General features: G+C 76.0%; 17 protein-coding genes. 10 read left to right on the top strand and 7 right to left on the bottom strand.

Annotated elements, in window-relative coordinates:
- Nucleotides 1-98: 98 nt before the first annotated feature.
- The 4 genes from ACI79Z_RS07715 to ACI79Z_RS07730 form a co-directional block, all read right to left on the bottom strand.
- Nucleotides 99-833, bottom strand: a complete 735-nt coding sequence (locus ACI79Z_RS07715; protein WP_456902240.1) for a DUF6542 domain-containing protein — start codon at nt 831-833, stop codon at nt 99-101.
- Nucleotides 834-1,037: 204 nt separating this feature from the next.
- Nucleotides 1,038-2,162: a DNA recombination protein RmuC gene (locus ACI79Z_RS07720; RefSeq protein ID WP_456902241.1), complete on the bottom strand. Its 1,125-nt coding sequence runs from the start codon at nt 2,160-2,162 to the stop codon at nt 1,038-1,040.
- A 116-nt stretch (nt 2,163-2,278) separates the two neighbouring features.
- The gene (locus ACI79Z_RS07725; RefSeq protein ID WP_456902242.1) at nt 2,279-2,815 is read right to left on the bottom strand and encodes a methylated-DNA--[protein]-cysteine S-methyltransferase; all 537 of its coding nucleotides are present in this window, start codon (nt 2,813-2,815) and stop codon (nt 2,279-2,281) included.
- Nucleotides 2,812-4,296 carry an AlkA N-terminal domain-containing protein gene (locus ACI79Z_RS07730; RefSeq protein WP_456902243.1) on the bottom strand — a complete coding sequence of 495 codons (1,485 nt, stop codon included), beginning with the start codon at nt 4,294-4,296 and terminating at the stop codon, nt 2,812-2,814. Before ACI79Z_RS07730 ends, ACI79Z_RS07725 begins: the two co-directional genes overlap by 4 nt.
- Nucleotides 4,297-4,398: 102 nt before the next feature.
- Between ACI79Z_RS07730 and ACI79Z_RS07735 the strand changes: the two genes are divergently transcribed.
- The 5 genes from ACI79Z_RS07735 (at nt 4,399) to ACI79Z_RS07755 (ending at nt 8,686) form a co-directional block, all read left to right on the top strand.
- Nucleotides 4,399-4,998: a hypothetical protein gene (locus ACI79Z_RS07735; protein WP_456902244.1), complete on the top strand. Its 600-nt coding sequence runs from the start codon at nt 4,399-4,401 to the stop codon at nt 4,996-4,998.
- A gap of 91 nt (nt 4,999-5,089) precedes the next feature.
- Complete coding sequence (locus tag ACI79Z_RS07740; protein WP_456902245.1) at nt 5,090-5,995, top strand: ABC transporter ATP-binding protein; 906 nt, start codon at nt 5,090-5,092, stop codon at nt 5,993-5,995.
- Nucleotides 5,992-6,822: an ABC transporter permease gene (locus ACI79Z_RS07745; RefSeq protein ID WP_387986537.1), complete on the top strand. Its 831-nt coding sequence runs from the start codon at nt 5,992-5,994 to the stop codon at nt 6,820-6,822. Before ACI79Z_RS07740 ends, ACI79Z_RS07745 begins: the two co-directional genes overlap by 4 nt.
- On the top strand, nt 6,819-8,054 hold the full coding sequence (locus ACI79Z_RS07750; RefSeq protein WP_456902246.1) for a sensor histidine kinase: 1,236 nt from the start codon (nt 6,819-6,821) through the stop codon (nt 8,052-8,054). Before ACI79Z_RS07745 ends, ACI79Z_RS07750 begins: the two co-directional genes overlap by 4 nt.
- Entirely contained in the window at nt 8,051-8,686 is a 636-nt protein-coding gene (locus tag ACI79Z_RS07755) for a response regulator (protein WP_387986532.1), read from the top strand. Before ACI79Z_RS07750 ends, ACI79Z_RS07755 begins: the two co-directional genes overlap by 4 nt.
- A gap of 7 nt (nt 8,687-8,693) precedes the next feature.
- Here ACI79Z_RS07755 and ACI79Z_RS07760 read toward each other — a convergent pair whose 3' ends face one another.
- Nucleotides 8,694-9,647, bottom strand: a complete 954-nt coding sequence (locus ACI79Z_RS07760) for a helix-turn-helix domain-containing protein (protein ID WP_456902247.1) — start codon at nt 9,645-9,647, stop codon at nt 8,694-8,696.
- 57 nt (nt 9,648-9,704) lie between these two features.
- Here ACI79Z_RS07760 and ACI79Z_RS07765 point away from each other — a divergent pair, with 57 nt between their 5' ends.
- The 3 genes from ACI79Z_RS07765 to ACI79Z_RS07775 all read left to right on the top strand — a co-directional run bounded on the left by ACI79Z_RS07765 (nt 9,705) and on the right by ACI79Z_RS07775 (nt 13,646).
- Nucleotides 9,705-10,904, top strand: coding sequence for an MFS transporter (locus ACI79Z_RS07765; protein ID WP_456902248.1), 1,200 nt, complete (start codon nt 9,705-9,707; stop codon nt 10,902-10,904).
- A gap of 110 nt (nt 10,905-11,014) precedes the next feature.
- Nucleotides 11,015-12,139, top strand: coding sequence for a DUF222 domain-containing protein (locus tag ACI79Z_RS07770; protein ID WP_456902364.1), 1,125 nt, complete (start codon nt 11,015-11,017; stop codon nt 12,137-12,139).
- A gap of 109 nt (nt 12,140-12,248) precedes the next feature.
- Complete coding sequence (locus ACI79Z_RS07775) at nt 12,249-13,646, top strand: TonB-dependent receptor (protein WP_387986522.1); 1,398 nt, start codon at nt 12,249-12,251, stop codon at nt 13,644-13,646.
- A gap of 7 nt (nt 13,647-13,653) precedes the next feature.
- On the opposite strand, the gene ACI79Z_RS07780 is transcribed toward ACI79Z_RS07775, so the two are convergent.
- Complete coding sequence (locus ACI79Z_RS07780; protein ID WP_456902249.1) at nt 13,654-14,694, bottom strand: alpha/beta fold hydrolase; 1,041 nt, start codon at nt 14,692-14,694, stop codon at nt 13,654-13,656.
- Nucleotides 14,695-14,746: 52 nt separating this feature from the next.
- Nucleotides 14,747-16,276 carry a flavin-containing monooxygenase gene (locus ACI79Z_RS07785; protein ID WP_456902250.1) on the bottom strand — a complete coding sequence of 510 codons (1,530 nt, stop codon included), beginning with the start codon at nt 16,274-16,276 and terminating at the stop codon, nt 14,747-14,749.
- Between the two features lie 111 nt (nt 16,277-16,387).
- Here ACI79Z_RS07785 and ychF point away from each other — a divergent pair, with 111 nt between their 5' ends.
- Nucleotides 16,388-17,461: a redox-regulated ATPase YchF gene (ychF, locus tag ACI79Z_RS07790; protein WP_387986513.1), complete on the top strand. Its 1,074-nt coding sequence runs from the start codon at nt 16,388-16,390 to the stop codon at nt 17,459-17,461.
- A gap of 148 nt (nt 17,462-17,609) precedes the next feature.
- Nucleotides 17,610-18,971, top strand: a complete 1,362-nt coding sequence (locus ACI79Z_RS07795; protein ID WP_456902251.1) for an ammonium transporter — start codon at nt 17,610-17,612, stop codon at nt 18,969-18,971.
- Nucleotides 18,972-18,996: the final 25 nt, after the last annotated feature.

Raw genomic sequence — 18,996 nt, forward strand, 5'->3', positions numbered from 1 at the left:
CCGGGGCCGCGCCACCCCCCCGCGCGGGACCCATGGCCCCGGGGCCCCCCGCCCCCCCCCCCCGGCCGGGGGGGGGGGGGGGGGGGGCCGGGAGGCGTCTAGCGCCGGGCGGCCCAGCGGACGATCGCCAGGACCAGGGCCACGGCGGTGGCGACGGCCATCGTGGGGAAGCCGCGGATGAGCACCGTCGCGAGCGTCGGCAGGCTGAACGTCGCCGACGGCGCCAGGCCGATGTTGACCAGCGCGACCGCCACGAACACCAGCGGCGGCGCGACGACGACCGAGAGCAGGTCGCGGCGGCGCACCAGCAGCGTGCCGACGGCGGCGGCCGCGACCAGCGTGACGAGGGTCAGCGTGCCCAGGCCCGTGCCGAGGAACGAGTCGACGGCGCCCCCGGCGAGGGTGATGACGAAGACGCCGAGGACGACGAGCAGGCCGCGCATCCGGCTCCCCTGGGTCGGCTCCGCGGCGGCCCGCCCGGCCGCGCGCGCGGCGGCACGGGTGCCGTGGGCGCGGGGCGGCGTCGCGGGCTCGGGACGCTCGGCGAGCGGGTGGACGCCCGGGTGGGGGGTGCGCTGCTGCGCCGGACGCGCGGCCGGAGGGCGGGCCACGGGCCGGGCCTCGACGGGCGGGCGCGCCGGGACGGCGCCGCGGCCGGCGCCACGGTCGCCGGGGCGGCCGCGCGGCGGGGGCGGCGGCACCGGCGGGAGGCCCATGCGCAGCGAGCGGTCCGGGCCGGTGGCGTCGGGACGCCCCGCGCGCGGGCCGGCGTAGGGGCGCTGCGCACCCACCCCGCTGTCCCGCCAGGTGTCGGCAGTGCTCGCCGAGGCCATGGCGTACCTCCCGGTCCGGACGTCCTGGCCCCTCCGGGCCGCTGTCGGTCCTCACGGTAGCGACGGGGAGCCGCCAGCAGGGGGAGTTGCCGGGCTCGACGCGCGACAGGTCGGCCTGTCGATTTGGCAACTCTGGGTGAGCCGCGGGGTGGGTGTGACGGGCGTGTCGCCCGGGCCGGGCGGGACGACCCGCGGGGAGGACGCTCAGCGCCCCTCGGGCAGCCGCCAGCGCAGCGGGGGAGCGGCGGCGGCGTCGTCGGCGTCGTCGGCGTCGTCGGCGTCGTCGGGGAGGGGCAGGTCCTCCGCGGCCGGCCGCAGCTGCCGGACCACCGCCTCGACCTCCGCCGGGACGGGCACCGGCGTCTCGCCGACGCCGAGGTCGTCGAAGCGGCGCGCGGCGGCGAGCACGGAGCGCTCGTAGGAGCCGACCGTCTCGTTGTAGCGGGTCAGCGTCGAGCCCAGCGCCGAGCCGAGGCGGGTGAGGTGGCCGGAGAGCGTGGTGAGCCGGGCGTGCAGCCGGCGGCCGGTCTCGATGACCTGGTCGGCGTCGCGGGCCAGGCGCTCCTGCCGCCAGGAGTGCGCCACCGTGCGCAGCAGCGCGAGCAGCGTGCTCGGAGTGGCGATGACGACGTCGCGGCCGAAGCCGTACTCGAGCAGGCCGGGCTCGGCCTCCAGGGCGGTGGTGAGGAACCCGTCGGAGGGGACGAACAGCACGGTGAACGGCGCGGCCGGGCGGAACGCGGTGGGGTAGCGGCGCTGGGCGAGGGCGTCGACGTGCGCGCGCAGCTGCCGGGCGTGCGCGGCGACCCGCTGCACCCGCACCGTCTCCTCGGTCGCCTGGGTGGCCTCGATGTAGCCGGTGAAGGGGACCTTCGCGTCGACGACGACCTGCCGGCCGTCGGCGAGGGTGACCACGAGGTCGGGCCGGACGCCGGCGCCCTCGTCGTTGGTCGACGACGGCTGCTCGACGAAGTCGCAGTGCTCGAGCAGGCCGGCCACCTCGACCACCCGGCGCAGCTGGATCTCGCCCCAGCGGCCACGGACGTGCGGCGTGCGCAGCGCGGTGACCAGCGCCGCGGTCTCCTGGCGCAGCATCGCACTGGTCTGCCCGACGGTGCCCATCTGCTCACGCAGCTCGCCGTGCGCGGTGGCCCGGGCCTGTTCCATGCCGGCGAGCAGCCGGTGCAGGTGGTCCAGCGACTCGTGCAGCGGGTCCAGCCCGGCCTCGGCGGGGCGGCGGCGGGCCAGCAGCGCGACCACCCCGAGGGTCACGGCCGCCCCCAGCAGCACCCCGAGGAGCAGACCGAGCAGGAGGGAGGCAGCGTCCACGGACAGCAGGGTGCAACACCCGGCCGACAACTCCCGGGAGGCGGCCCCGTCCCACCTCCCGTGGCCCCCCTGCAGGGTCCGCCGCGAGCCTGCGGGGGGCAGGGGGGTCCTCCTTTTCAGGCGTCGACGGGGACCGGGGCGTGTGCCGCCTCGTGGTCGAGCAGCCAGCGCTTGACCGGCGTGCCCCAGCGGAAGCCGCCCAGCCCGCCGTCGGAGCCGAGCACCCGGTGGCACGGGACGAACAGCGCGGCGGCGTTGCGGGCGCACGCGTTGGCCGCGGCCCGCACCGCCGAGGGGCGGCCGCAGCGGGCGGCGAACTCGGCGTAGGTGTCCGGCTGCCCCGGCGGCACGGTCCGCAGCACCTCCCAGGCGTCCTCGAGGAACGGCCCGGAGCGCTGCCGGACGGGGACGGTGTCGATCGCGCCGACGTCGCCGGCGGCGTGCGCCTCCACGACGTCGAGGACCGGCAGGTGCTCCACCCGCTCGACCCAGGTGGGCCGCAGCGCGCGGTGCACGACGGGCAGCAGCTCGGCGACGTCGCCGGTCCAGCCGGCGGCCAGGACGACGTCGCCGCCGTCGGGCCCGGGTGTGACGACGACGGTGAAGGGACCGGGCGGGGTGGCCACGGTCGCGTAGCGGGCGGACGGGGTCATGACGCACTCCGATCGGCGGGGGAGCGGGTGAACAGTGTGGGCGCCGCGAGCGCCCAGAGGTGCACCGCGGCGTACGAGCGCCACGGCCGCCAGCGCCCGGCGGCCTCGGCGTCGGAGCTGCCGAGGGCGGCAAGGGCGCGGCGCAGCGCGAGGTCACCGGGCAGCCACACGTCGGGGTCGCCGAGGCCGCGCATCACCACCAGCGCCGCCGTCCACGGCCCGATGCCGGGCAGCGCCAGCAGGTCGCGGGCGGCCGCCTCGCGGTCGCAGCCGGGGTCGAGGACCACCCGCCCGTCGGCGAGCGCGGCGGCCAGGCCGCCCAGCGTGCGGCGGCGGGCCCCGGTCAGGCCGACGGCGGACAGGTCGGCGTCGGCCAGGGCCTCCGGCCGGGGGAAGGCGTGCGTGAGGGTGCCGACCGGCTCGGCCAGCGGCGTCCCGGCCAGCGTCAGCACCCGCGTGGTGAGCGTGCGGGCGCCGGCGACCGACACCTGCTGGCCGAGCACCGCCCGCGCCGCCGACTCCGGGGCGTCGGGGGAGGCGGGCACCCGGCGGCCGGGCGCGACGGCGACCAGCGGGGCCAGCGCCGGGTCGGCGCCGAGGACCTCGTCGACGGCGGCGGGGTCCGCGTCGAGGTCCAGCAGCCGCCGGCAGCGGGGGACGGCGGCGCGCAGGTCGCGCAGGTCGGTGAGCAGCAGCCGGGCGGTCACCGCGGCGCCGCCGTCGGCGGCGGGGGACAGCCGGACGACGCCGGGACCGGCGGGCAGGTCGAGGACGCGGGAGAACGTCGTCCCGTCCCACTCCTCCAGGCCCGGGACCGCGTGCGCGCCGAGGAAGTGCAGCACCTCGGCGGCGTCGAACGGGGCGCGGGCGGCCAGCCGCAGGGTCAGCCAGCCCGGTGTCCCGCCGACCGTGCCCGGACGGCGGCCGCGCAGCTCGGTCGGGGTGCAGGCGAAGACCTCGCGGACGGTGTCGTTGAACTGCCGGATGCTGGCGAACCCGGCGGCGAAGGCGACGTCGGCCATCGGCAGGTCGGTGGTCTCGACCAGGACCCGGGCGGTCTGCGCTCGCTGGGCGCGGGCCACCGCCAGCGGGCCGACGCCGAGCTCGCCGACCAGCAGGCGGTGCACCTGCCGCTCGGAGTAGCCGAGCCGGGCGGCCAGCCCGGGCACGCCGGTGCGCTCGACCTCGCCGTCGGCGATCAGCCGCATGGCGCGGGCGACGACGTCGGCGCGCACGTCCCACTCGGGCGAGCCGGGGACGGCGTCGGGCCGGCAGCGGCGGCAGGCGCGGTAGCCCGCGGCCTGGGCGCCGGCGGCGGTGCCGAAGAAGGAGACGTTGGCGGCCGCCGGCGTGCGCGCCGGGCACGAGGGGCGGCAGTAGATGCCGGTGGTGCGCACCGCGGTGAAGAACCAGCCGTCGAACCGGGCGTCGCGGCTGGCGACCGCGCGGTAGCAGCGTTCGGCGTCGAGGGGGGAGAGCACGATCCCGAGCATGGCACCGGTCGGAGCCGGGGACCGGCGGTTTCCGGACGCGGCCGTGGACCCTCCGGGGACCTCCGCGGCCCGCCGTCCGTTGACCGGTGTGTGCAGACGCCGGAGGCCGCCCCGCCCCGGCAGCGGCAGGTGGCGGCCCTCGTCGTCGGCGTCCTGGTGCTGCTGGCGGCGTTCCTCGTGGTGCGCCAGGTGACGACGCCGCCGCGGTCGGCGGACTGCGCGGCCGCCGGGCCCGGGGTGCGGGTCGACCCGGCCGCCGTGCCGGGCGGGCCGGTCGCCGGGTACGGCGGGGAGCAGCTGGCCAACGCCGCGGCGATCGTGAACGCGGCCGCGGTGCTGGGCCTGGACGCCTGCGCGCAGGTCATCGGGGTCATGACGGCGATGGGGGAGTCCTCGCTGCTGGTGCTGGACCGCGGCGACGCCGCCGGGCCCGACTCCCGGGGGCTGTTCCAGCAGCGCGACAACGGCGCCTGGGGCTCCTACGAGGACCGGATGGACCCCACCACCAGCGCCACCAACTTCTTCCTGGCGCTGCAGGAGGTCCCGGGCTGGCAGGCGCTGCCGCCGACGATCGCCGCGCACCGCACCCAGCGCAACGCCGACCCGTACCACTACGAGCGCTGGTGGGACGACGCCGTCGAGGTGGTCAACGCCCTGGCCGGGCGGCCGGTGCTCGGCACCGGGACCTGACCGGGGGACCCCGGCCGTCCACCGACCGGTGGACGCAAGGACCCACCGCGAGGCCGTCCCGGCTGCCGGTGCGCGGCGACAGGCTCGGGTCGTGACAGCGACCTCCCCCGCCCCGGCCGGCACGGCCGCGGCGCGCGACGACGACACGGCGGTCCGCGTGCGCGGACTGGTCAAGCGGTACGGCGACCGGACGGTGGTCGACGACCTCGACCTCGAGGTCCGGCGCGGCGAGGTGTTCGCCCTGCTCGGACCCAACGGCGCGGGCAAGACGACGACCGTCGAGATCCTGGAGGGCGTGCGGCGCCGCGACGGCGGCGACGTCAGCGTGCTCGGGCAGGACCCGGCCCGCGCCGGCCGGGCCTGGCGCGACCGGACCGGCGTCGTCGGCCAGAGCACCGGCGGCGGCAACGCGCTCACCGTGCGGGAGACCCTCGAGCACTTCGCCCGCTACCACGCGACGCCGGTGCCGACCGGGGAGCTGCTGGACGACGTCGGGCTGACCGGGTCCGCCCGGACCCGGGTGGACCGGCTCTCCGGCGGCCAGCGGCGCCGGCTGGAGGTGGCGCTCGGCGTGCAGGGGCGCCCGGAGCTGCTGTTCCTCGACGAGCCCACCACCGGGATGGACCCGGTGGCCCGGCGCTCGTTCTGGACGCTGGTCGAGGGTCTGCGGGACCGCGGCACCACCGTGCTGCTCACCACCCACTACCTCGACGAGGCCGCGCACCTCGCCACCCGGGTCGGCGTCATCACCGCGGGCCGGCTGGTCGACGTCGCCCCGCCCGACGAGCTCGGCGCCGAGCTGCGGCGGGTGGCCACCGTCCGCTGGCTGGAGGGCGGTGAGCTCCGCGAGGTCACCACCCCGGAGCCGGCCGCCCTGCTGCGCGACCTGGTCGCGGCCTCGCCGACCGGCGAGGTCCCCGGCCTGACCGTCACCCGTCCCGGCCTGGAGGACGTCTACCTCCGGATGGTCGCCACCCCGGAGGGGCAGGACCGATGACCGCCGTCCGCACCACCCCCGCCACCCGTCCCGCCCCGCCCTCGGCCGCCGCCATCGGGCTGGCCCGCATCGGCCTGGAGCTGCGGCTGTTCGCCCGCGACCCCGGGCAGGTGGTCTTCTCCTTCGCCTACCCGGTGATCATGCTGGTGATCTTCGGGTCGGTCTTCGGCGACGAGGTCGTCGTGCCGGGGGTCGGCTTCCGGCAGTACTTCCTCGCCGGGATCGCCGCGACCGGCGTCATGCTGACCAGCTTCCAGGCCGTGGGCACCGCGGTCACCGAGGAACGCGACCGCGGCGACCTCGCCCGGCTGCAGACGCTCGGGACGCCCGCGCTGGCCTACGCGATCGGCAAGGCCGGCCAGGTCGTGATCACGACCGTCGTCCAGCTGGCCCTGCTGCTGGTGGTGGCCGCCTACGCCTACGACGTCCCGCTGCCCACCGAGGCCTCGCGGTGGCTGACCTTCGGCTGGGTCGTCGTCCTCGGCATCCTGGCCGGCACCGTCCTCGGCCTCGCGGTGGCCTCGTTCATCGGCAGCTCGCGGTCGGCCGGCGCCGGGATCCCCGCCTTCGCCGTCGTCCTGCAGTTCATCTCCGGCGTCTTCTTCATCGGCTCGGACCTGCCGGCCTGGATGGACCAGGTCGCGGCGCTGTTCCCGCTCAAGTGGATGGTGCAGGGCATGCGGTCGGTGTTCCTGCCCGACTCCGCCGCCGTCGCCGAGCAGGCCGGCAGCTGGGAGCACGGGACCACTGCCCTGGTGCTGGCCGCGTGGGTGATCATCGGTGCCGTGGTGTGCGCCCGGACCTTCCGCTGGCGCCGGGCCGCGTGAGCCTGACCCGCCGCCTGGCCGCCGCCGTCGTCCCCCCGCGGGACGACGGCGGCGAGCCGCTGCCCGAGCGCGGCTGGCGGGCCACCGTCACCGGCGTGCACGTGATCTCCACCGTCGTGTGGGGCCTGGCCGTGGTGTCCGCGACCGCCGGGGACGCCGTCGACGACGACCGGCGCGCGGCGGCGCTGGCGGTGCTGGGTGGGCTGGCCGTCGCGTACGCCGTCCTCGGCGTCCCCGCGATCGGCCGGGGAGCGCGGCGGCGGGCGGTGGCCTACCTGCTCGTGCTGGTCACCGCGTTCGCCCTGCTCGGCTGGGTGGCGCCGGGGCTGCTGTTCCTGCTCTTCCTCGCCTACCCCCAGGTCTGGTTCGCCGTCCAGGGCACCCTCACCGGCGTCACCTGGACCCTGCTGCTCGGGCTGGCCAGCGCGGCCGGCCCGGTGCTGGGCGCGGCCTCGGACCGCAGCGCCGCCGACGTGTTGCTCGAGACCGGCATCGGCATCGGCTTCAGCCTGGCGCTGGGCGTCTGGATCAGCCGGGTGCTGCACGAGAGCGCCGAGCGCGCGTCGCTGATCGCGCAGCTGGAGGCGACCCGGTCGGAGCTCGCGGCCGCCGAGCGCGAGCGCGGGGTGCTGGCCGAGCGGGAGCGGCTGGCGCAGGAGGTGCACGACACCCTGGCGCAGGGCTACACGTCGATCGTCGTGCTGTCCCAGACCGCGGCGGCGCTCGTCTCCTCCGACCCCGCCGCCGCCCGCGAGCGGCTGGCGGTGATCGAGGAGGTCGCCCGCGACAACCTGGCCGAGGCGCGGGCGGTGGTCGCGGCGTTCCGGCCGGTGGCGCTGGACGGCTCGACGCTGGTGGAGGCGCTGGAGCACCTCGCGGGCCGGTTCGCCCGCGAGACCGGGCTGCCGGTGCGCGTGGACACGCAGGCGCTGGACGGGGGGACCGGGCTGCGCACCGACGAGGAGGTCGTGCTGCTGCGCGGGGCGCAGGAGGCGCTGACCAACGTCCGGCGGCACGCGGACGCCACCGCTGTGGTGCTGCGGCTGGCGCGGGTCGGCGGGCAGGTGTCGGTGAACGTCGAGGACGACGGCGTGGGCTTCGACCCGTCGTCGGTCGCGGTGTCCGGGCTCGACGGCCTGCGCGGGCGGGTGGCGCAGGTCGGGGGCGAGGTCGACGTGGCCTCGGTGCCGGGCTCGGGCACCCGGGTGACCGTGCGGGTGCCCGGCCCGTGATCCGCGTGCTCGTGGTCGACGACCACCCGGTGGTGCGCGGCGGGCTGGTCGGCTGGCTGACCGCGCAGCCCGACCTCGACGTCGTCGGGGAGGCCGGTGACGGGCAGGAGGCCCTGGCGCAGGTCGCCGCGACGCGGCCCGACGTCGTCCTCATGGACCTGCGGATGCCGCGGATGGACGGCGTCACCGCGATCGAGCGGCTGGCCGTCACGCACCCCGGCGTCCGGGTGCTGGTGCTGACCACCTACGACACCGACGCCGACATCGTGCGCGCCGTCGCCGCCGGGGCGACCGGTTACCTGCTCAAGGACGCGCCGCTGCCGCAGCTGGCCGACGCCGTCCGGGCGGCCGCCCGCGGGGAGACCGTGCTCGCGCCGCCGGTGGCCGCCCGGCTTGTCTCCCGCATGCGGGCGCCCGCGGCGGAGGAGCCGACGCCGCGGGAGCTCGAGGTGCTCGCCGGGGTCGCGCGCGGGCTGACCAACGCCGAGATCGGCCGGGAGCTGTACATCGGCGAGGCCACGGTGAAGACCCACCTGCTGCGGGTGTTCGCCAAGCTCGGCGTCGACGACCGCACCCGCGCGGTGATGGTCGCCGTCGAGCGCGGCCTGCTCCCCGGCCCCGGCTCCGGCTGAGCGCGGGTCACCCGGCGGCCTCGAGGAGGGCCTCGCCGGCGCCGCTGCGCCAGTAGAGGACCTCGCGTCCCGACCGGCGGCGCTCGAGCAGGCCGGCGTCGAGCAGCACCCGCAGGTGCCCGCCGACGCTGCCCAGCGGCAGGCCGGTCCCGGCGACCAGCGCGCTGGTGCTGCGCGGCGCGTCGAGCGCGGTGAGGACGCGGGCGCGGTTGCGGCCGAGCAGGCGGACCAGCGGCTCGGGCAGCGGGGCGGGGCCCGACGCCAGGGTGCCGGTGACCGGGTAGACGACGGCGTAGGTGTCCGGCAGCCGCCAGCTCACCCAGCTGCCGCGGCTGTGCGCGGCGATGAACAGCAGGTCGCGGCCGCGGACGTCGCGCGGCGGGTAGGGGTGCGCGTTGACCTGCAGCCGGCCGTCCCGGAGCCAGCGGACCCCGGGCGCGATGCCGTCGAGCGCACCCGACCAGCCCTCGCGGCTCAGCCGGGCGGTCCGCGCGACGACGTCGGCGCGCAGCACCCGGAGCCGCCGCGGCCACTCGTCGCGGATCGTGTGCTCCCACGTCCAGCGCAGCAGGTCCGCGGCGGTGCGGGCGAGGCCGGTGCCGTGCAGCGCGGGCGGCACCGGTCCGGTGGCCACCTCGAGGTCGGCGCGGACGGCGTCGTCGTCGAGCGACTCGAGGGGGGCCAGTTCCTCGTCGAGCGCGAGGTCGGGCGCGGCGGGCGGCACGGTGAGGAAGTCGGCGGTCCAGGTGGCGCCGAACGCGGCGCGGAGCAGGGCGGCGCCGACCGGGTCGGCGTCGAGGCGGTCGCGCAGCGCGGCGGCGTGGGTGTCGCGCCAGGGGCGGTGCCACGGCGGGACCTGCCGGGAGAGCAGCAGCCGCAGCCCGGCGAGGGTCTCGGTGAGCTGCGAGGTGCCGAAGCGGGCGCGCGCCATGACGTCGGCGTCGACGATGAACTCACCCACCTTTCGACCGTAGGCGAAAGTGTGGGCCGGGGGCGTCCCGCGCCGCACGGTCCTGACGTGCTCACCTACCGGGCGCTGTTCGCCCTCCCGGAGTTCCGGGCGCTGTGGACCGGCACCGCGCTGACGACGACGGCCGCGACGACGTCGTCGCTGGCCCTGGCCACGCTGGTGCACCGGCAGACCGGCTCGGCGCTGCTCACGGCGCTGGCGGTGTCCGGCCCGTCGGTGGCGCAGGCCCTCGGCGCGACGACGCTCATGTCGGCGGCGGACGCCGGCCCGCCGCGGCGCACGCTGGTCCTCGTCGGGGCGCTGTCCACCGTGGCGCTGGGTCTGCAGGCGCTGCCCGGCCTGGACCCCGCGGTGCGGCTGCTGCTCGTCGTCGCCACGGCGTACGTGGTCTCGGTGGGGTCGGGGGCGCGCTGGGGGCTGCTGTCGGAGCTCGTGCCCGCCGAGGCGTTCCCGCTGGCCCGGTCGACGGTGAACGTCGCGGGCGGCGCCTTCCAGGTGGTCGGCTTCGCGGCCGGCGGCCTGCTGCTCACCGCCCTGACGACGACGCAGGTGTTCGTGGTGGCCGCGGTCGTGTCCGCCGCCGCCGTGCCGGTGCTCCGGTTCGGGCTGGCCGAGCGGCCGCCGCGCCGGCGCGGGGGGACCGGTCTGGCGGAGACGCTGCGCGGCAACCGCCTGCTGCTGGCACGGCGGGACACGCGCACGCTGCTCGCGGCGCTGTGCGTCCCGAACGGGCTGGTCGTCGGCTGCGAGGCGCTGTTCGTGCCGTACGCGGGGGAGCGGGGCGGCTGGCTGCTGGCGGCCGGCGCCGTCGGCATGACGACCGGCGACCTGGTGGTCGGGCGGTTCCTGACCCCGGCCGGCCGGCGGCGGTCGAACGCCGCGCTGCGGCTGCTGCTGGCCGCGCCGTTCCTCGCCTTCGCGCTCGGGCCGTCCGTGCCGGTCGCCGTCGTGCTGGTGGCGCTCGCCTCGGTCGGCTACGCCGCGTCGCTCGCGCAGCAGGAGTGGCTCGTCGTGCTCACGCCGCCCGGCCTGCGCGGCCAGGTGCTCGGTGTCGAGTCCGCGACGCGGTTGACCGGGCAGGGGGTGTTCGCGGTGCTGGCCGGGGTGCTGGGCGACGCCGTCCAGCCGGGGGCCGCGATGGCGGTGTTCGCGGCGGCGTCGCTGGCCGTGTCCCTCGCACTGACACCCGGGCTCCGGCGGGTGGCCGGCCGGGCGGCCGACTGTCAATGGCGGGCGCGGATCTGTTGACAGGCGTTTGACCTGCGGGTTCAGGATGCAGGCGGTCGTCGAACCCACTAGACTTCGTACATGTGTTCGGGTGAGCCGGGAGCGGTGACGTCCTCGAGGACGTCGCCGCGCTGGTCGCCGAGCGCAACCGGATCGACGCCCGCCTGGCCCGCGCGGTCCGTGCCGCGGAGCTGTCCCAGGCGCCGGAGCGGGACGGGCTGGCGTCGATGGCGTCGTGGCTGCGCGGGCACTGCCGGCTGTCGACGGCGGAGGCGTCGCGCCTGGTGCGCACCGGGCGGGCGCTGGAGCACCTGCCGGCTCTCGCCGAGGCGCACGACGCCGGTCTCGTGTCCGCCGACCAGGTCGCCGTCGCGGCGAAGGCGGTGACACCCGAACGCCTCACCGCAGCTGCGGCCGCCGGGGTGGACCTGGCGGCGGTCGACGCGGTGCTCACCGGTGTGGCGGTCGAGCAGTCGCACCCCGACCTCGTCGCGGTGGTGCAGCACTACTGCAACGACCTCGATCCCGACGGGCCGGAACCGGACCCGACCGAGGGGCGGTCGTTGACGCTGGCCCGGCACGCCGACGGCTCCCTCACGATCCGCGGGCACCTGGACGCGGTCGGCGGGGAGAGGCTGCAGACCGCCCTGGAGGCGCACGTGCAGGCCGACCGGCCGGCCGGAGACGAGCGCAGCCGCGCCCAGCGCCTCGGCGACGCGCTGGTGCAGGTGGCCGACAACGCCCTGGCCGCCGGGTCGCTGCCGCAGCTGCGCGGGCACAGGCCGCAGGTCGCCGTCGTCATCGACGTGGCGGACCTGGCCGATCCGCACGGGCGGCCGAACGCCGGACGGATGGGCTTCGGCGCCGCCATCTCCGCCGCCCGCGCCCGCTGGCTGGCCTGCGACGGGGCGGTGTCCCGGGTGGTGTTCGGTCCCGACGGCGCACCGCTGGACCTGGGCCGCGAGCGGCGGCTGGTGAGCCGCCACATCCGCAAGGCCGCCGAGCTCCGTGACGGGGGGTGCGTGTTCGCCGGCTGCGGCGCCCCGACGTGGTGGTGCGACGTCCACCACCTGGTCCACTGGATCGACGGCGGCGACACCTCGCTGGAGAACTCGGCGCTGCTCTGCGAGCGCCACCACACCAAGGTCCACCACGGCTTCCGGGTGGAACGACGACCGGACGGCCGATGGCGCTCCTACCGGCCTGACGGCACCGAGATCACCACCCCGGCACCCCTGCTCGCTCCCGCCGCCTGACCGCCTCCCAGGGGATCGACGGCGGTGCCTGCGGCGATGTCGCGGGAGGTGATGTGGGTCACAGGTGGCTACGCTCGCGCAGCACCCGGACCGCACCCGGAGGTGCCCCATGGACGCCGGTGTCGACACGCTGCAGAAGGCCCTGCAGATCAACCTGGACCTGCGCTGGTACGGCACGATCGCCGAGATCGGGGCCGGGCAGGAGGTCGCCCGGTGGTTCTTCCGCGCCGGCGGCGCGGCGGGCACGGTGGCCAAGTCGATGTCGGCCTACGACATGGCGGTCAGCGACGCCGTCTACGGCAAGGCCGACCGCTACGTCTCCAAGGGCCGGCTGCAGGCGATGCTCGACCGCGAGTTCCAGCTCAACGTCGACCGGCTCGGCGACCAGCGCGGCGACGACACGTCGTTCTTCGCCTTCGCCGACACCGTCGTCGCGCGCAGCTACCGCGGCGGCAACGAGTGCCACGGCTGGATGGGTGTGAAGTTCCAGGCCCACCCGCGCGACGAACCCAGCCAGGTCGTCGTCCACGTGCGGATGCTCGACGACGAGGCACCGCAGCAGCAGGAGGCGCTCGGCATCGTCGGCGTGAACCTGCTGCACGCCGCCTTCTTCCAGCACCACGAGCCCGACCGCCTGGTGGAGAGCCTGCTCGACCGGCTGACCACCGGCCGGATCGAGATCGACCTGCTGGAGATGAGCGGCATCGAGTTCCGGATGGTCGACAACCGGGTCATGGCGCTCAAGCTCGTGCAGGTCGGGCTCTCCGGCGCGGCCATGTTCGGGCCCGACCGGAAGGTGCTGCAGCCCAGCGAGGCGCTGCGCAAGAAGGCGATCCTGGTCGAGCGCGGCAGCTTCCGCCCGCCGACGGTGGTCAACCTCGACATGCTCGAGGCGGCCCGCACCGCCTTCGAGCGGGACCCGGCGGTCGCCGAGCGCGAGGTGCTCGTCCTCGCCGAGCTCACCATGGCCAACCTGCGCGCCGGCGGGGACGTCGTCGACCGGCGGGACTTCCTCGCCCGGGCCGACCTGCTCGCCGCCTGCGGCCTGCCGGTGCTGATCTCGGACTACCTGGCCCACCACCGGCTCGCCGCCTACCTGGCCTGGCGCACCGACGGCCGGATCGGCATGGTCATGGGGCTGCCCAGCCTCCTCGAGCTGTTCGACGAGGACCGGCACGCCGGGCTGCCCGGCGGCATCCTCGAGAGCTTCGGCCGGCTGTTCAAGAACGACCTGCGGCTGTTCGTCTACCCCATGCTGCGCGACGGCCAGGTGGTCACCGTCGACACCCTCGAGGTGGCCGAGCAGCTGCGGCCGCTGTTCGACTACCTGAACCGGCGCGGCAGCTTCGTCGGGCTCGACCACAAGCCCGACCACCTGCCGATCCTCAGCCGGGACGTGCTCCGGCGGATCCCGACCGAGGACACCGGCTGGGAGGCGATGGTGCCGCCCGAGGTGGCCGCGCTGATCAAGAAGCGCGGCTTCTTCGGCTACGACCGGTCGCGCTGAGACCTCCTCAGGCGCTGCGCTCCTCGAGCACGGGCGCCGCGGCCGCGGCGAGGGCCCGGTCGAGGAGCGCGAGCAGCCGGCGGCTGACCTCGGGACGGCACTCCAACTGCACCATGTGCCCGGCGCCCGGGTAGACGGCGAGCTCGGCGGTGGGCAGCGCCGCGGCGAGCGTCCGGCTGTGCTCGACGGGGCACAGCCTGTCGGCGTCGCCGACGACGACCAGCGTCGGGACCTCCGCCAGCGCCTCGAGCGCCGTGGCGCGGTCGTGGTCGGAGAAGGTGGGCAGGAAGGCGGCCACCGTCTCGGCCGAGCAGGCGCGGTGCACCTCCATCGCCGCCTGCAGGTCCGCCGGGTCGGCCGCGCCGCTGAAGATCAGCCACATGTCGGCCCTGCCGACCGCGCGCGGCTTGCCGGCCTGCTCGGCCCGGACCGCCCGCTCGTTGAGCACCGGCAGGGCCCGCTTGACGACCTTCGCCACCGGCCCGGGCAACCCCCAGGTGACCGCGTCCAGCCCGCCGGAGCTGGTGCCCACGAACGCGACGCCGGCGACGCGGTCGCCGAACAGCTCGGGCCGCTGCTCGGCCAGCGCCATGAGCGTCATGCCGCCCATCGAGTGGCCGCCGAGCAGGACCGGCCCGTCCGGGGCGACCGCGTCGAGCACCTCGGCCAGGTCGCGGCCGAGCTGGTCGATGGTGGCGCGCTCCCGCGGCGTCGGGCCGGAGGCGCCGTGGCCGCGGTGGTCGTAGGTGACCACCCGCAGGTCCGGGCGGGCCTCCAGCAGGTCGCGGACCTGGCCGGCCCACAGCCGCGAGGACTGCACGTAGCCGTGCGCGAGGACCACGGTCGCCGTCGGCCGCTCGGCGCCGAACTCCTCGACGTGCAGGTCGACGCCGTCCTCGGTGGTCACGGTCCGGACGCGGCCGCGCAGCGGGGGAGCCGGCTCGGGGGCAGGGGCCTGGGCGACGGCGGGACGGGCGGCGCGGCGGCGGGCGACGACGGCCCCGGCGGCGAGGACGGCGAGACCGGCGGCGGCGGTGGAGGTGCGCATGGGGGTCGGGGGCTCCAGGGTCGGGCGGCGGCGAGGTCGGGCGGGGACGAGGTCAGGCGGGGACGGGGACGCGGGGGGCCGCGCGCAGCTCGTACGCGTCGGCGTCGAACCGCTGCATCTCCCGCATGAACGTGTACGTGTGCGTCGGCCACAGGGTGAAGTTGCGGCCCTGCTCGTCGCGGTACCAGGAGCGGCAGCCGCCGGCGTTCCACACGGTGTCGGTGAGCTCGGCCTGCATCCGGGCGTCGTAGGCGTCCTGCGCCGAGCGGCGGACCTCCAGCGCGCCGGCGCCGGTCTCCCGCATCCGCTCCAGCGCCGCGACGACGTAGCCGATCTGCGCCTCGATCATCAGGACGACGGAGGTGTGGCCGAGCGCGGTGTTCGGCCCGAGCAGCAGGAACAGGTTGGGGAAGCCGGCGACGGTGGTGCCGCGGTGCGCGCGGACGCCGTCGCGGTCCCACTCCTCGCGCAGGGTCCGACCCTCGCGGCCGACCAGCCGGTGCCCGAGCGGGATGTCCATGGCGCGGAAGCCGGTGCCGTACACGACGACGTCGACCTCGTGCTCGGTGCCGTCGGCGTCGACCACCGCGTGCGGGCGGACCTCCGCCACCGGCGAGGCGACCACCTCGACGTTCGGCTGCGTGAGCGACCGCAGGTAGTCGTCGCTGACGATCACCCGCTTGCAGCCGATGGCGTAGTCGGGCGTCAGCTTGACGCGCAGCTCGGGGTCGGGCACCTGCTGCTCGAGGAACGCGAGCGCCTGCCTGGTGACGAAGCCGCGCAGCCGGCCGCTGCCGGTCCACATGCCGAGCCGGGCCTCCCGCGCCAGGTACTGCCCGCCCCGGGCCAGCCGGAGCAGCGCCGGGACGCGTGCCCACAGCCGGTGCTCGCGCTCGGTGTAGGGGCGGTCCTGCCGCGGCACCACCCACGGCGGCGTCCGCTGGAACACGACCACCTCGGCCGCCGTCTTCTGCAGCTCCGGCACGAACTGCGCGGCCGAGGCGCCGGTGCCGACGACGGCGACCCGCTTGCCCGCCAGGTCGACCGAGTGGTCCCAGCGGGCGGAGTGGAACGACGGGCCCTGGAACGTCCCGATGCCCGGGACGTCGGGCAGGTGCGGCTCGACCAGGCCGCCGGCGCCGCTCACCAGGACGTCGGCGGTGAGGCGGCCGCGCGAGGTCTCCAGGTGCCAGACCAGCGCGTCGTCGTCCCACCGGCCGGAGACGACGTCCGTGTCGCAGTGCAGGTGCGGCAGCACGCCGTGCCGGGTGGCGACGTCCTCCAGGTAGGCGCGGATCTCCGGCTGCCGCGAGTAGACGTGCGACCAGTCCCGCTTGGGCGCGAACGAGAACGAGTAGAGGTGGCTGGGGACGTCGCAGGCGGCGCCCGGGTACTCGTTGTCGCGCCAGGTGCCGCCCAGGCTGTCGGCGCGCTCGAGGACGACGAAGTCGTCGATGCCGGCGCGTTGCAGGGCGACGGCGGTGCCGATGCCGGAGAAGCCGCTGCCCACGATCGCCACGCGGGTGTGCGCGGGCAGCGGGCCGGTGGCGGTGGCGTGGCGTGACGTCGTCGTCAGGGTCACGGGACCTCCTGGTCTCGGTGGTGTGACGAGCGTCGCACGTGTTCCACCCGAGCCGGCAGGGACCCGCCGCTCGTCGTCCGCGCTCCGGGCGGACCCGTAGGCTGGACTCCCGTGAGTCTCACCATCGGGATCGTCGGGCTGCCCAACGTCGGCAAGTCGACGCTGTTCAACGCGCTGACCAAGAACGACGTCCTGGCGGCCAACTACCCCTTCGCCACCATCGAGCCGAACGTCGGCGTCGTCGGCGTGCCCGACGAGCGGCTGGGGAAGCTGGGCGAGCTGTTCGACTCGCAGAAGGTCGTCCCGGCGACGGTGTCGTTCGTGGACATCGCCGGCATCGTGCGCGGCGCCAGCGAGGGGCAGGGGCTGGGCAACAAGTTCCTCGCCAACATCCGCGAGAGCGACGCGATCTGCCAGGTGATCCGCGTGTTCAGCGACCCCGACGTCGTGCACGTCGAGGGCAAGGTCGACCCGGCCGACGACATCGAGACGATCAACACCGAGCTCGTCCTCGCCGACCTGCAGACGCTGGAGAAGGCCATCCCGCGGCTGGAGAAGGAGTCGCGCAAGGACAAGGAGCGGGCCGCGCTGCTGTCGGCGGCGCAGTCCGCCGTCGAGGTCCTGAACACGGGGAAGACGCTGTTCGCCGCCGGGGTGGACCCCGCGCCGCTGCGCGAGCTGACGCTGCTGACGACCAAGCCCTTCCTCTACGTCTTCAACGTCGACGCCGACGAGCTGGCCAACGAGGAGCTGATCTCCGAGCTGCGGGCGCTGGTCGCGCCGGCCGAGGCGATCCTGCTCGACGCCAAGACCGAGGCCGAGCTCGCCGAGCTCCCCGCCGAGGAGGCCGCCGAGCTGCTGGAGTCGATCGGGCAGAGCGAGCCGGGCCTGGACCAGCTGGCGAAGGTCGGCTTCCGGACGTTGGGCCTGCAGACCTACCTGACGGCGGGCCCGAAGGAGGCACGCGCCTGGACCATCCCGGTCGGCGCCACCGCCCCGCAGGCCGCCGGTGTCATCCACACCGACTTCCAGCGCGGCTTCATCAAGGCCGAGGTCGTCTCCTACGACCAGCTCATGGAGGCGGGCTCCATGACCGAGGCCCGCTCCCGCGGCTGGGTCCGCATCGAGGGCAAGGACTACGTGATGCAGGACGGCGACGTCGTGGAGTTCCGCTTCAACGTCTGACCGGGTACGTCCGCACCCGGTCGCCGCCGGAGCGCTCGAGGCGACCGGGCATGTCACACGGAAGTCACCTGCGGAGAGCGCGGGGGCAACACTCGGACCGTCTACTGCTGCCGAACAGTGACCACTGTCAGTAGACGAAAGGTGTGCCGTGGACGTCGGCAGCACTGCATTCATCCTCGCGGCCACGATGGCGGTCGCGCTCATGGTCCCGGGCCTCGCGCTCTTCTACGGCGGCATGGTCGGGTCCCGCTCGGTCCTGAACATGATCATGATGGTGTTCGGAGCCGTCGCCGTCGTCGGCGTCCTGTGGACCCTCTTCGGCTTCTCCGCGGTCTTCGGGAACAGCTACGGGAGCCTGGGCCTGCTGGGGGACGTCACCGAGTACCTCGGTCTCGGTGACCTCGTGGCCGGAGACGAGGCGGCCGCCCTGCCGCCGGCCCTGGTGGCGGTGTTCCAGGCCCTGTTCGCCGTCATCACGACCGCCCTCATCGCCGGCGCGGTGTCCGACCGCGTCCGGTTCGGCCCGTGGCTGCTGTTCACCGGGCTCTGGGCGGCGCTGGTCTACTTCCCCGTCGCGCACTGGGTGTTCGCCTTCGACTCCGCCGACGGCAGCGTCCAGGGCGGCTGGATCGCCAACACGCTCGGCGCCGTGGACTTCGCCGGCGGCACGGCCGTCCACATCAACGCGGGCGTGGCCGCCCTCGCCCTGGTGCTCGTGGTCGGCAAGCGCACCGGCTGGCCCCGGCAGGCCCGGCCGAACAACCTGCCCTTCGTCGCCCTCGGCGCCGGGATCCTGTGGTTCGGGTGGTTCGGCTTCAACGGCGGGTCGGCCCTGGCCGCGGGCAACAGCGCCTCGGTCGTCATGCTGACGACGTTCAACGCCACCTGCGCGGCGATCCTCGCCTGGCTCCTGGTGGAGCGGCTGCGCGACGGTCACGCCACCACCCTCGGCGGGATGTCCGGCGCCATCGCCGGGCTGGTGGCCATCACCCCGGCCTGCGGCGCCGTCACGCCGCTCGGCGCCCTGGCCGTCGGGGCCATCGCCGGTGCGGTCTGCCCGCTGGCCATCGCGCTGAAGTACCGCTTCGGCTACGACGACGCCCTGGACGTGGTCGGCGTCCACCTCGTCGGCGGCGTCGTCGGCACCCTCCTGGTCGGCCTGTTCGGCTCCGCCGAGGCGCCCAGTGGTCGGGCCGGCCTGTTCTACGGCGGGGGGCTGGGGCTCCTCGGCATGCAGGCCGTCGCCGTCGTGGCGGTCGTCGCCTACTCCTTCGTCGTCAGCCTGCTGATCGCCCTGGTCGTCAAGCACACGGTGGGCCTGCGGGTGTCGAAGGAGGGCGAGCTCGCCGGTCTCGACCTGACCGAGCACGCCGAGGTCGCCTACGACCTCGAGGGCGCCGTGCACACCCCGGGGAGCGGCCCGACCCCCGAGGCCGTCGTCGCCTCGGCCGAGCGGCTGGTCGCGGGCTCCGCGCCGGCCCCGCGCACCGGGAGCGGCACGCCGCACTGACCGTCCACGGACGACGGAGGCCGGT

The sequence above is a fragment of the Geodermatophilus sp. SYSU D00663 genome, from assembly GCF_054050655.1.

What these genes read in the sequence shown, in the direction of transcription:
- ACI79Z_RS07715 (WP_456902240.1), bottom strand. Translation starts at nt 833, where the DNA reads ATGGCCTCGGCGAGCACTGCCGACACCTGGCGGGACAGCGGGGTGGGT.
- ACI79Z_RS07725 (WP_456902242.1), bottom strand. Translation starts at nt 2,815, where the DNA reads ATGACCCCGTCCGCCCGCTACGCGACCGTGGCCACCCCGCCCGGTCCC.
- ACI79Z_RS07745 (WP_387986537.1), top strand. Translation starts at nt 5,992, where the DNA reads ATGACCGCCGTCCGCACCACCCCCGCCACCCGTCCCGCCCCGCCCTCG.
- ACI79Z_RS07775 (WP_387986522.1), top strand. Translation starts at nt 12,249, where the DNA reads ATGGACGCCGGTGTCGACACGCTGCAGAAGGCCCTGCAGATCAACCTG.
- ACI79Z_RS07780 (WP_456902249.1), bottom strand. Translation starts at nt 14,694, where the DNA reads ATGCGCACCTCCACCGCCGCCGCCGGTCTCGCCGTCCTCGCCGCCGGG.